Source organism: Blastopirellula sp. SH421 (genome assembly GCF_057808535.1).
In genome coordinates this window covers 974585-987245 of sequence record NZ_CM173712.1, presented here as the reverse complement: position 1 = coordinate 987245, position 12661 = coordinate 974585, and the positions used below count along the sequence as shown (strand labels likewise).

At 55.8% G+C, this 12661-nt stretch carries 11 protein-coding genes; 3 read left to right on the top strand and 8 right to left on the bottom strand.

The window, feature by feature from the left end:
- Positions 1-26: 26 nt before the first annotated feature.
- Entirely contained in the window at positions 27-215 is a 189-nt protein-coding gene (rpmF, locus tag SH421x_RS04020) for a 50S ribosomal protein L32 (protein WP_262025171.1), read from the bottom strand.
- A gap of 222 nt (positions 216-437) precedes the next feature.
- Here rpmF and SH421x_RS04015 point away from each other — a divergent pair, with 222 nt between their 5' ends.
- Positions 438-1988, top strand: coding sequence for a UxaA family hydrolase (locus SH421x_RS04015; protein ID WP_488854110.1), 1551 nt, complete (start codon positions 438-440; stop codon positions 1986-1988).
- A 10-nt stretch (positions 1989-1998) separates the two neighbouring features.
- Here the strand turns inward: SH421x_RS04015 and SH421x_RS04010 are convergent, their stop codons facing one another.
- Positions 1999-2790: an endonuclease/exonuclease/phosphatase family protein gene (locus SH421x_RS04010; RefSeq protein WP_488854109.1), complete on the bottom strand. Its 792-nt coding sequence runs from the start codon at positions 2788-2790 to the stop codon at positions 1999-2001.
- 323 nt (positions 2791-3113) lie between these two features.
- Between SH421x_RS04010 and SH421x_RS04005 the strand changes: the two genes are divergently transcribed.
- A complete protein-coding gene (locus SH421x_RS04005) occupies positions 3114-3884 on the top strand; it encodes a 3-keto-disaccharide hydrolase (RefSeq protein WP_488854108.1) in 771 nt (256 codons plus the stop codon).
- Positions 3885-3974: 90 nt separating this feature from the next.
- On the opposite strand, the gene SH421x_RS04000 is transcribed toward SH421x_RS04005, so the two are convergent.
- From SH421x_RS04000 to SH421x_RS03975, 6 genes are all read right to left on the bottom strand, one after another.
- Positions 3975-4466: a hypothetical protein gene (locus tag SH421x_RS04000; RefSeq protein ID WP_488854107.1), complete on the bottom strand. Its 492-nt coding sequence runs from the start codon at positions 4464-4466 to the stop codon at positions 3975-3977.
- A gap of 89 nt (positions 4467-4555) precedes the next feature.
- Positions 4556-5854, bottom strand: a complete 1299-nt coding sequence (locus tag SH421x_RS03995; RefSeq protein ID WP_488854106.1) for a DUF1501 domain-containing protein — start codon at positions 5852-5854, stop codon at positions 4556-4558.
- Positions 5855-5915: 61 nt separating this feature from the next.
- Complete coding sequence (locus SH421x_RS03990) at positions 5916-8675, bottom strand: DUF1549 domain-containing protein (protein WP_488854105.1); 2760 nt, start codon at positions 8673-8675, stop codon at positions 5916-5918.
- A 3-nt stretch (positions 8676-8678) separates the two neighbouring features.
- A complete protein-coding gene (locus SH421x_RS03985) occupies positions 8679-9386 on the bottom strand; it encodes a hypothetical protein (protein WP_488854104.1) in 708 nt (235 codons plus the stop codon).
- On the bottom strand, positions 9383-9952 hold the full coding sequence (locus SH421x_RS03980) for a hypothetical protein (RefSeq protein ID WP_488854103.1): 570 nt from the start codon (positions 9950-9952) through the stop codon (positions 9383-9385). The genes SH421x_RS03985 and SH421x_RS03980 overlap by 4 nt, the downstream gene beginning before the upstream one ends.
- Before the next feature lie 11 nt (positions 9953-9963).
- Entirely contained in the window at positions 9964-10521 is a 558-nt protein-coding gene (locus SH421x_RS03975) for an RNA polymerase sigma factor (RefSeq protein WP_488854102.1), read from the bottom strand.
- 249 nt (positions 10522-10770) lie between these two features.
- Between SH421x_RS03975 and SH421x_RS03970 the strand changes: the two genes are divergently transcribed.
- Positions 10771-12651 carry an ABC transporter permease subunit gene (locus SH421x_RS03970; protein ID WP_488854101.1) on the top strand — a complete coding sequence of 627 codons (1881 nt, stop codon included), beginning with the start codon at positions 10771-10773 and terminating at the stop codon, positions 12649-12651.
- The last annotated feature ends 10 nt before the right edge of the window (positions 12652-12661 follow it).

Sequence of the window (12661 nt, the reverse complement as noted above, 5' to 3'; positions counted from 1 at the left end):
GCACACACACGCGACGCGTGAGCTGATTACTCGGCGGCCTGTTCGTCTTTAATGATGACCCGCTTCATATAGGTGCCGCAGTTGGGGCAAACCACATGAGTCGGCAGAGCGATCCCGCAATTGGAGCAGGATTGCAGTTCCCGGGGTTTCAGTGCATCGTGCGAACGACGCATACCGGTACGAGAGTTGGACTGTTTACGCTTTGGTACTGCCATGGCGACTTCGCTTAGGTTGAGAAGGGCGGCCGGTGGATCCCTGCTGCTCGGGAGCAAAAACTACAATCGGCCCCGATCGCCTCAGAGTAAACGGATCATTTTAGGGAGGTTGGGCCCGCGTGTCAAAGGGCGTACCGCCTTGCCGCCGGAATGATTGCCGAGAGCAGCCGCTGGCTGTAAGCTACTTACTGCACTCGCTTTACGCAATCCAGAGCCCTTAATATGCCTCCAGCCCCGCCGAGCGTTATCCAGCTACATCCCGCCGATAATGTCGCTGTGGCGGCCAAAACACTAGCTCGCGGCGAGGCATTTTCACTGGGTGACCGCACAATCACCACCGCCGGCGAGGTCCGTTTTGGCCACAAGATCGCCCTGACAGCGATTCCAGTCGGCGAGGCAATTTATAAATATGGCCAAGTAATCGGCTATGCGACCAGACCCATATCGCCCGGCGAGCATGCGCATAGTCATAACTTCCATCTTGGCGAGTTACATCTCGACTACGCGTCGGCACAACATATCCCTCCGCAGCCTACACCCATCACAGGGCGCACCTTTGATGGATATCTTCGGGCCGACGGTCGCGCCGGCACACGCAACTACATCGCGGTTATCTCAACCGTCAACTGCTCGGCCAGCGTCGCCAAGTATGTCGCCCATGCGTTTGACCAGCGCCGGCTAGCCGAGTATCCGAATATCGACGGCGTCATTCCCTTCACGCACCAAAGCGGCTGCGCCATGCAGTTTGGTGGTGATGCGCATCAGACGCTCAATCGGGTGATGGCCGGCATCGCGCGACATCCCAACATTGGCGGCTATCTGCTGATCGGCCTGGGGTGCGAAACTGGCGCGATGGGCTACTTGGTGCAGCAGGAGCGGTTGGTTCAACTCGATGGCTCGGCCGATCAACCGGCAGGTGCGCCGCTGATTCTATCGATGCAGGATCAGGGCGGAACCGCCAAAACGATTGAAGCCGGCGTCGCACGACTGGTCGAAATGCTGCCGCGGGTCAACGATGTGCGACGGCAACCAATACCGGCCAGCGAGATTGTGCTGGCGACCGAATGCGGAGGCAGCGACGCTTACTCTGGCGTCACGGCCAACCCAGCGGTTGGCGCCGCGGCTGATCGCATAGTCGCCGCCGGCGGCATCGCAATACTGGCCGAAACGCCGGAGATCTTTGGCGCCGAGCACCTATTGACCCGCCGCGCAATCAACACCGCAGTGGCCGACAAACTGATCGAGCGGATCACATGGTGGAAACATTACGTCGGGATGTTCGGCGTGCAACTCGACAACAATCCTTCTCCCGGCAACAAAGAAGGAGGCCTGACCACGATCGCCGAGAAGTCGCTGGGCGCCGTCGCCAAAGCGGGCGGAACCGCGCTCGTAGATGTTCTGCAATACGCCGAGGCGCCCACTGCCCGCGGACTGATGGTGATGGACACCCCGGGCTACGATCCGGCCAGCGTCACCGGCATGGTCGCCGGCGGCGCCAACGTGGTGGTCTTTACGACGGGTCGCGGCAGTTGCTTTGGCTGCAAGCCATCGCCGTCGATCAAAATCGCCACCAATACGCCGATGTATGAGCGGATGGTCGATGACATGGATATCAACGCCGGCGAAATCTTGCACGGCGTCTCGGTCGATGCGATGGGAGCCAAGATCTTTGAAGAAATCTTGGCCGTCGCCAGCGGAAAGCCGACCAAAAGCGAAACGCTGGGGATCGGCGAAGAAGAATTCGTGCCGTGGTTGGTCGGGCCGACGCTTTAGATGATGCAGCTTAATTGCCGGTCGTCGGTAACAGCTCGACTAGGATCGCTCGATGGTCGGAAGCGATCGCTTCGTCCAAGACATAAACTTCACCGACAGCGAAGCCATTGGCTGGCCGAAATCCAATAAAGTCGATCTGCCGCTGCGGCTTGTCGACCGGAATCGTCGGTAGCTCACTCCGATTCGCTAACGTCCAGTGCTGTTGCACGTTTTTCATCACAGCGCTATCCAGAGTCGCATTGAAATCGCCGCCGATGATGGTTGCTTGCTGTTGATCGCCGATCAACTGCTGGATTGCTTCGATCGACGCCAGGCGATCCACGTCCGCGCTGCGATGATCCAGATGCGTCACCAACACACGGCAGTTTTCAATCCCCATCGCTGGAGGCAACTTGATCATCGCGCTGAGAATTCCCCGCGGCTCCCCTGCGGTCAAGTTCGGCAGCGGATGATTTTTCACCTCGCTCAAAGCAAACCGAGACAAGATCGCGTTGCCGTAGCCTCCTCCTTCTAAGGCCAAATTGCTACCAAAGGCGACCTCCATACCGGTCAGCTTGCCTAGCTCGGCCGCCTGATCGACATTGCCAGTCCGCTTGGTGTTGCGATCGACTTCCTGCAGCAGCACCAAGTCGGGCGTGACCGACTTGATCACGTTGGCAATACGCGGCAGGTCAAGCTTTCCGTCGATCCCTTCTCCGTGATGAATGTTGTACGACAAAATGCGGAGCGACTTTGGCGGTGCGGCCTCGGCAGCGCAAACGCACAACAGCAACATCAGGATCGCCAAGGTGGTTCGTGTCACAGGATTGGACTTTCAATTCAGATCGAAGGGGAAGTCGCCGGAATTCTGCGGCGAAGGTGCGAGCGGATCTATCTAATTAATGTCGCCAAAGTATCGCAGCGATTCTACGCGTTGAGAGACTCCCGATTAGGCGTTTCTTATCCCATCCAGGGGAAGGATCACCGTTTATTGGCCCAGGAATCTGTGATTTTCCCGTTTCCGTGGCCCTAGCAAGACGCTTTCGATTTGATCGATTATAGTTGAACTGGGTCGATTCCGAACCCTTTCGCCTGGCTCAGGCTCCCCCCGTACATTCCCCCGATCTCGATAAGAAAGCGACCGACATGAGAGCTCTCGCACTTGGCTTGACGCTGCTGATGGCCACCGCCGCCGTGGCCGAAGAAGGCAAATGGCGCCCCCTGTTCAACGGCAAAGACTTGGAAGGCTGGACGCCGAAAATCCGTTATCACGAAGCTGGCGACAACTACGGCGACACCTTCCGCGTTGAAGATGGCGTGTTAAAGGTCGGCTATGACGCAGAGAAATATCCTGAGTTCAACGAAACGTTCGGGCACCTGTTCTACGATCAGCCGTTCTCCAATTATCGTCTGCGCGTCGAATACCGCTTTGTCGGTGATCAATGCAAAGGAGGCCCCGGCTGGGCGCTACGCAACAGCGGGCTCATGATTCACGGCGAATCGCCAGAAACGATGGGCAAAGACCAAGACTTCCCTGCTTCGATCGAAGTGCAACTGCTCGGCGGCAACGGCAAAGACAAGCGTTCGACTGCCAACTTGTGCACGCCGGGGACCAACGTTGTGCTGAAGGGGAACTTGTTCATGCCCCACTGCACCAACAGCAGCAGCGACACCTTCCACGGTGACCAGTGGGTTACTTGCGAAGTCGAAGTCCACGGTAACGGTGCGATCAAACATTTCGTTAACGGCAAGCTGGTGCTAGAGTACGAAAAGTCGCAGCTCGATGCGCGCGACGCTCATGCCAAGAGCTTGGCGAAAGATGGCGATCTAATGCTGAGCGGCGGCACGATCTCGCTACAATCCGAGAGCCATCCTTGTGAGTTTCGTAAGGTCGAGATTATGGAGCTTGCCGAGTAAGCTGCTCACAGCGCCCAACATTCGAAACAGAAAACGCCGACGGAATATCCGTCGGCGCTTTCGTTTCTTGCAGAAAAAACAAAGCGCAGCTTACTTCGCGTCTTTTTTCTTCTTCTTGGCCGGCATGTCTTTGATGCCAGCGGCTTCTTTTTGCTCTGGCGTCAAAATGCCGACCAGCTTGGTGCGGACGACGGCGGTCAGCGAAGCCAGTTCTTTTTGAGCGGCTTGCTGCTCGCTCGAAAGATTGACTTTGCCGCTCACGTACTCGCGAGCTTCTTTCCCTTTTAGACCTTTGTCTTTGACTTCTTGCATCGCAGACTTGCGAGCTGTTTTTTGCTCTTCAGTCAGTCCAACCGCTTTGTTGGCTTCGGCCAGCTTGCCGCCAAATTCTTTCTTCAGCGCGGCGACTTGCTCTTTCTGAGCGTCCGTCAGTTCAATCTTCTTCAGCACGGCGAATACGCCGGCGTTGGCGGCGCCTTTGGCCTTTTTCGCTTTCTTTTCGGCCTTATCGGCGGCCATGGCCGGCAACGCGATCAAAGCAACAAACGTCAAAATCAACATCGTACGAACAACATTCTTCATCGCGGGGGTCTCCACCTAAGAAAAGAACCCCAGCGTCCTGTCCGACGGAATGCCGAAATCAAAGACGCTGGGAATGGGTCTAAACAAACTTATGCGAACAACTGATCAATCACGACGCCATCACGCACTAGCGTGATCGGTCGACCGCTGCTGGTGTGATACTCTTTGGTATGATCAATGCCAAGCGCGTGATAGAACGAAGCGGCGACATCATCCGGCTTAATGCCATGTCCGTCAGCCGGAGCAGAGCCCTTCTCGTCGCTGGCGCCGATCACCTGACCGCCGCGAACGCCGCCGCCGGCCATGAGCATGGTCATGCAACGCGGGTAATGGTCGCGACCGCCGTTGGCGTTGATCTTCGGCGTTCGGCCAAATTCGCCGGTTACAAAGACCGCCGTTTGATCGAGCAAACCACGTTGAGCCAAACCGCCGTAAAGCGCGGCCAGGCCGTTATCCAGCGGCGGCAGCTGCTTGTCCTTTAGGCGTGCAAAGCCTTCAGTATGCGTATCCCAACCGCCGTTGGTGATGGTGACAAATCGCACGCCGGCTTCTACCAGTCGAATTGCCAACAAGCAGCTCATGCTAAACGGATCGGCCTCGAAGTCTTTAGCAAACGCTGGTGACTCTTTGCTGATGTCAAAAGCTTCACGAGCTTTCTTTGAGGTGATAATCGCGTGTGCTTGTTGACTGAACTGATCCAGCCCTTCCAGCAGTTGATCATCGGACTCAAATCCGCGGAACTTACGATCCAGAGATGTGAGCAAGTCTTGGCGACGGTTAACTTCTTCGATCGTTAAACCGCCTGAGAGGCTGACGCCACGCACCGCGAACGGTGCGCCTGCCCTGGGCGTCGAATTCGTGTTGAGCGAAGCATATTTCACGCCGAGGAATCCCGACGAATGCGAACCGCGTGGAATCGCCACATTCGGCGGCAGATCGACCGGCGCCGACAATTCTTTGGCGACGACCGAACCGTACGCCGGATATGTTAGCGATGCGATCGGACGCGTGCCGGTGTTGACGTATTCCGAACCAAGGCGATGTGCGGCCAACGTGTGCGACACGCCGCGCAGGATGCAGAATTTGTCGGCCTGCTTGGCCAGTTTCGGCAGATGCTCGCTGATCTGCATGCCGGATACGTTTGTTTCAATCGGCTTGAAATCGCCACGAAATTCACTGGGCGCATCCGGCTTCAAGTCAAAAGTATCGAGATGGGTCGGCCCGCCGGTCAGATCGATAAAAATGCCGGCTTTGGCGTTTTTGTCAGCGACTTGACCTGCGTTGGATAGCTGCAGGTAACCAGACAAGGTGAGCCCAACTCCGCCCAACAGGCCGATTTTCATCACATCCCGCCGCTGCATTCCATCGCATGTTCGGTGAATCGCCATAATCCGATGTCTCCCTAATAGTGATCGTAGCGCACTGGCGCTGTGGGTAGCGTGAATTGAATTAGTGGTTAACGATAAACTCTTTGGTGTTGACCAAGGCCCACATCAAATCGCGAATGCTATCAACCGGATCGCCGACCGTTTGGAAGTGACGTTCGGCGAGCGTTTTCTCTTCTTGATCGGGCCAACGGCTAAGCGTTCGAAGGTAAGCTTCTTCCACCATGGCGGCGATATCGGTCGGTGTCGACTTTTCGACGGTCGAAAGTTTTTGACGATGCAGTTGCCGCTCCAGCACTTCCAATCTCGAGCGCGCCGCAGCCAACTTTTTGGCGGCTTGCTGGATCAATTCCGGCTTGGAATTGTTTTTGCGGATTCGCATCAACTTTTCCTGTCCCTTGGCGATCAACTTGCGTCCTTCCTCGACGCGTCGCTCTAGCTGCTTATCGACATCGGGGTTGCCGTTGATCTGGCTTGCTAGTTCCGCGACCCAGCCGCCGTTGTCAGTCAAACGTTTGAGGACTTCCGAATCGTTCTGTAGATAAACGGTCTGCAACAGGCTCGCTTCCATCGAACGATCGCATTCGCAATTGCTTTCACGAGTCGATCGACCAAAAACTTGCAACGCATATTGGGCGTTACGAGCTTTGCCTTGCGGAGCGGTTCCGGGGATCGACATGGCGCGATCGTTCAAGGTCGCTGCGTAGTTCTCTAAGGTTTTGTCGTTGGTGGTCGCTTGGGTCACGATGTCGTAGGCGACTTCGGCCGGCAAGCGACGGGGAATGGCGCGGCTAAAGTTGCGAAAGTCCATCCGGTTCGTGTCATTCGGAACCCACGTTCGTTGGTAGGTATCGCTCGAAGTGATCTCGCGATGGAGCCACTTCATGTCGTAGCCACTTTTAATGAAGCCGTCGGCCAGATGGTCGAGCAGCGGCCCATTTGATGGCGGATTGCCTAGGCTCAGATCGTCGGCCGGATCGACGATTCCGACATTGAAATAGGCGGCCCACACTCGATTGACCAGTGCTTTGGCGAAGTAGGGATTCGTATCACTGCGAAGCCAATTCATCAGCGGCTCTCGGATATCTTCTACCTGCGAGAGATCAACTTGGGTTTCGCCCAGGATGTTGGCCATCATCTCCGGCTTCGGCATGTTCTTCGTTCGCTTGCCGCGATTGGGCTGACGGAAAACAGAAGCGGTCGGCAGCAAATCGACTTCTGGAAACGGCACCGTGTTTCCCTGCTGCAGCTTCTTGGCGATATTGCGACGAATCTCGCCACCGTTTCTCCCCTCAACGTCTAACTCTTTCATCATCGCCGTATATTCTTCAAACGCTGGGTCGGTGCGACGCGGCTGTCGCGCGAAACGAGCCTGCGCGAAGAAGGTTTTGAAGTCGTCAAAGTCCTGCTTCGACCAGACATCAAACGGATGCTTGTGGCATTGGGCACACTGAATTCGAATCCCCATGAAGGTGTAGGCAAAACCAATCGCGCGATCTTCCGGCGTGCGGAAGTTAAGCCGAGCCCAATAGTGTGTCAGCGTGTCACGGTCAGCGTAGGATCCATTTTTGCGATAGAGATCACTCATCTCTTCACAATATTCGCGATACGAATCGCCAGGCTCACGGCTGCGGGCCATAATAATGCCGGTGGCAAGTTCGTCGTACGGCATGTTTTGCTCGACGCGACGATAAACCCAGTCGTACCATTCCTGGCTTGGTCCCAGTCGAACCGGCGAGACGTTGTTTAATTGTTGGTCATTGTTGCCGGTGATGTCGCAAAGCAGTGTCGTCCACTTGGCGACATAGGCGGTCGTATCGAGCAATTCATTGATCTTGGCCTGGCGTTTGGCAGGATCTTTGTCGGCGACGAAAGCTCGAATTTCGTCCGGCGTCGGCAGCGTGCCTGCGATATCGAGATTGACGCGTCGTAAAAACTCTTCGTCAGCGGCGACCGGTGACGGCGTAATCCCTAACTTGCGCAATTTGCCGACCACCAGCTCATCAATCTTGGTAGTCGCGGCAACTTGCGGATAACTGGTTCCCACCAGATCGGTTACCGGACGAAGGACCGGAACCGAAATGACCGCTTTGTCATAGGCGACGATGACATGCGTGTCACCTCTTTCACCTGCGCTGATAACCCCGTCCCCATCGACTGCGGCGATTTCGCCATCATTGGTCGTATAACGGCAGAGCGGCGTGACATCTTCTCGCGAGCCATCGGCCCAGACGGCGATCGCTTTCAGCTGCGCCGTTTGCGATTCGGCGCCAAACAGCACTTCGGCCGGAGTCACTTCTAGGCGTTCCAGCTTGGCGACTTCGTCTTTGTCAAACTTGGCGCCAGCGGCGATCCAGTTTTTAAAGACGCGATGCTCCCAACTTCCTAGCTTGTAACGTTCGCCCCCTTCGTGGGTAAACTCATCGGTCGGTTTGGCGATGATCAGACTGTCGTCAATCGCAGCCGTGTCAACGCGAGGCGCGTCCCCTTTGGACATGGCATCATGGTCGGCTTGAAAGTCATAGCCAAACAGCGACAGTTGGAAACCGCCGCGTCCCTGGAACGAACCATGGCACGAGCGCCCGTTACAGCCCAACCGACTCATCAGCGGAATCACATGCCGTTGAAAGTCCGGTACTTCATCCACGTTTTCGTCGGCGAACCGCTGATCCAGCGTTGGTAGATCGGCAGCGCGGACCTCGGCAATGCCGAAGCAGCAGAGCCAAGCGAAGGTCAAACCGGCGAGGGGCGCGAGCAAGCGGTGCGTCATCGAAAACTCCTTGTTCGATTCGGTCGAACCGACGTCAGTCATTAAGGCGTGCATCGGTTATTCTTTCGGCGTTTCGCTGTTAGCAGGGGTCGTTTTACGTGCGCGAGATCCTTTTTTCGCCGCTGGATCAATCGCTCTTAGACGCTGTTCGACCATGGTCGAAACATCCCCGTCCATCCGTTCTAACTGTGAGTTAAGAAACTCAAGCCGCTGCGAAACGCGTTTTTTTTCTAGCTCTAGCAACTGTCGCTGGGACGTAATCTGCTGAGCGATTTCTTCGCGTAGGCGATCACGTATCGACTCATCGCTGGGGGACATTTGCAATTGAGCAGTCAGCAATTGAATCCGTGACTTTGATTTCCAGTTGGCCAGCTCCAACTCGTAACGCTCAGGTTGACGTTGTTCGATCAGGCTTAGCTTTTCGCTGACGCGAGACAGTTCGCGGATTGCAATGTCATACTGGCGCGGCTTCAAACGTTTCAGGGGGCGTAACAGGGTCGCCAGTTCGGGATGGTGCTTTTGCACCAGCGCGTATGCCAGTTGCTCACGACGCAATTTTTCGCTCTCACTTGCCGCAACATCTTTGACTTCTTTTGCCGGTTTCTTCTCTGCCGAATTCTTACTTGCCGGTGTTGTTTCGAGTGAAACGGTCCTTTGAGCAATAGCTCGAAGTCTCGTTTCGCCGGGCTTTTGGGCCGCAGCAGAAGAAACCATCAGCACGGTAAGCAAGCCTAACGAAAGGCTAATCAAGGGACGATCGCTCATTGCTGCACCTCGGCGGTGACCGCTTCGCGATCGAGATCGTCGTCTTGTTCCAGCGCGACGGCAGCCAACATCCAAGCCGGCGGCGTGTTCCAGGTCGTGTCGTCATCGCCATCCCAGACAGTAACTTCCAGCTGAATCCCTTCGAGCTGCGGATTTAACTCTTGTTCAGTGACAAGCAGATCATCTCCCCCCATCAGTTCATTAACAGCAACAGACGAATCAATCCAGGACTGCGCCAAGCGCGTGTCGGCGTCGTCATTCCAGGGAGCCAAGATCACCAATCCACCCGCGATCGCGAACACAATCGAAGCGGCCAATACATAGGGCCAACCCGAAAGAGAGCGGCTAGGTGTGACAAGCAGTGCAGAATCACCGGGTGTCGGCAGTTCAGCGGGTAGAGCCATCATCGCAGCCGTCAGCTCAACGACATCGGCTAGACGTTCGCATGCCGCGACATCCTGGGCCAACAGCAGCTCAAACGCTTCGGTCTCGGCCGGCAAAAGTTCGCCAGAGAGATACCGCACCGCGGTGAGATCAAAATCGTCTTGTTCCGAAAATTGGCTCATAAGTCTGGTGGTCAGTTTTCGCGTTTTGTTTGTTGATCAAGTTTGGCGAGTGCTGTTTTCAGTTTGGCGAGGGCTGTTCGCATTCGGCCCAGCGCCGTCCCCAACGGGATTTGCAACTGTTCGGCGATTTCGGCAAAGGTTCGTTCTTCGTAGGTTCGCAGATAAACGATCTGCTTTAAGTCATCGGGCAACCGGTCAATCGCCTGGCGAACGTGGTCGACCAATTCGGTGCGAACTAGTTCGGTTTCTGGTGCTGCAGAGTCCCAACCTTGGTGCAGCCACTGTAAACGCTGATCCACTTTACGACCCACGGCCAAGCGGCGGCGGATCGACAATGCCTCGCGGTAGGCGACTTGGTAGAGCCAACTCTTACGAGCAGTGGGCTCTACCGAACCGCCGTATGCGGCAAATTTGACAAAAGTGGCCTGAACCACATCCGCCGCAGTCGGCGCGTCACGCACCACACCCCAAACGAACCGTTGGAGACGTTCTGCATGTTCGCGGTAAGACGTTTCGACGACGGCAGCATCAATCGGCGCCTCTTCGAAAGCGGGTTCGTCGTTGCTCAAAGGCTCGTTCTGTCTTGTTGGATCGTCGCGATGAACCACAGCTAAGAGCCGCAGACCAGGATCGTTATTGGCGAAATCTGTCGAAATCGCACCAAAAAACCCACTTGGGGGGATTTAGCAGGGTGTGCAACAGGAAAACACCTGAGGTTTTAACACGCTAACCGTGTCGTCGGCGTCCTAATTTGCCGGGTCTCCAGCTATAATCGGAGCTTTCTCCGCTCACCGCTCCCTTCGACCAAGGACCGCACGTTGTTTATCGGGCCCGTCTTTACGCGAGAAGCCGCCGTTACACCGCGGCGGAGCAAGTTTTACACCTATCGCACGGTTTACGTGGCTGGCCTTTTTTTGCTGATGTGCACCGCTTGGCTGGTGATGGCCGGCACGCAGATCATCCGCAATGTGGGCGATATGGCCCGGTTTGGCGCGGTGCTGTTTCAGATTTTAGCGCCGATTCAGCTGAGCCTGGTGATTTTCTTTGCCGCTTTTTCGTCGGCCAGCGCCGTCGCGCAAGAAAAAGACAAAAAGACGCTCATCCTACTGCTGATGACCCGTTTAAATAACTCAGAACTGGTCCTGGGCAAAATGCTGGCCAGCTTACTGAACGTGTTAGTGCTGATTTTGGCGGCGCTGCCGCTGTTTACGGCAGTTGTGCTGTTTGGTGGAGTTTCGCCTTCGCAAATCTTCTATGTCTTTCTGGTTACTTTTGTCACAGCAATCGCCGCAGGCAGCTTGGGATCGACGCTGGCATTGTGGCGCGAGAAAACGTTTCAAACGTTGTCGCTGACCGCGCTCGCAATCGTCTTTTGGCTTGGATTTTGTGAAGCGATCGCTGCCGGCGCATTGAACTGGCTGATCGGCGACCGACCGCTAGGGATGGCTCCTGACACGCTGGCCACCGCGTTGAGCCCGATTCGGGCGGTCCTGGAGGCGGCGCGGCCTTTCCCGACGGTGTCGATCGAACTCGGAGCGCTCGGCAATCCGATTTGGCTCTATCTGGTAATTGCCGCCGGAACCACGCTGGTGCTTAACGGTCTTGCCATCGCACTGGTTCGCGTCTGGAATCCTTCCAGAGAAGCTCGGCGAGACTTTGGTCCCAAGGCCGAAACGCAAGAGTCCATCTGGGGCGCCGAACATGACCTAGCCCAAAAACAAGGGAAACCTACCGCCGACGCCGAAGAGGCCCGCCGCTCTGAACATGTTGACGCGCGGACGCGGAAGATGCAGTCGAAACATCGCGAAGTGTGGGATAATCCCGTTTTGTGGCGTGAAACGCAGACCTGGGCGTACGGTCGCAAAGTGATCATCATCCGAATCGCCTATCTGCTGCTAGTCGCAGCGGCGGCAGTTGCGTTGCATCAATTGATCCTTAGTAATGCGGCCAAGTCGATCGTCGATCAAATGGGAGCAATCATTCCGGACGCAGCCCAAGCGCTGACGCCGCTGTATCTGGTCAGCATGGTGATTGTTAACGCATTGGCGGTCACCTCAATCACTAACGAACGCGATGGACGCTCCCTGGATATTTTGCTGGTGACTGATCTGACTCCGCGCGAATTTATTTTTGGCAAACTCGCAGGCGTCTTGTGGGTGACCAAAGAAATGGTAATCGCGCCAATGCTGCTAACGCTTTATCTGTGGTGGCAAGGCGGAATGTATACCGAAAATCTCGTCTTCCTAACGCTTGGTCTGGCGGTGATGTATCTGTTTGTCACGACGCTCGGCATCCACTGCGGCATGATTTACTCCAGCAGCCGGGTCGCGATCGGCGTCAGCTTGGGGACGGTCTTCTTTCTGTTCCTGGGGGTGATTACCTGTATTTTGCTGATGATTTCGTTTAGTGATTCGTTTCACTTCCAACTCTTCCCGTTCCTGGGATTTATCGCCGGTGGCGGACTCGGCCTGTATGTGGCGATCGGCCATCGTAATCCATCGCCGGCGATCGCAACGGCGGCGTTTGTGGTGCCGCTAGCAACGTTCTACGCGATTACGACGTTGCTGCTGAACAAAAATTTGGAAGTCTTTCTGGTGACTGCCTTCTCCTACGGCTTTACGACATTCGCTATGCTGATTCCAGCGATTTATGAATTTGACGTCGAAATGGGGAGAACGTCTGGGCAAGATGACTCGTAACGAGAATCGC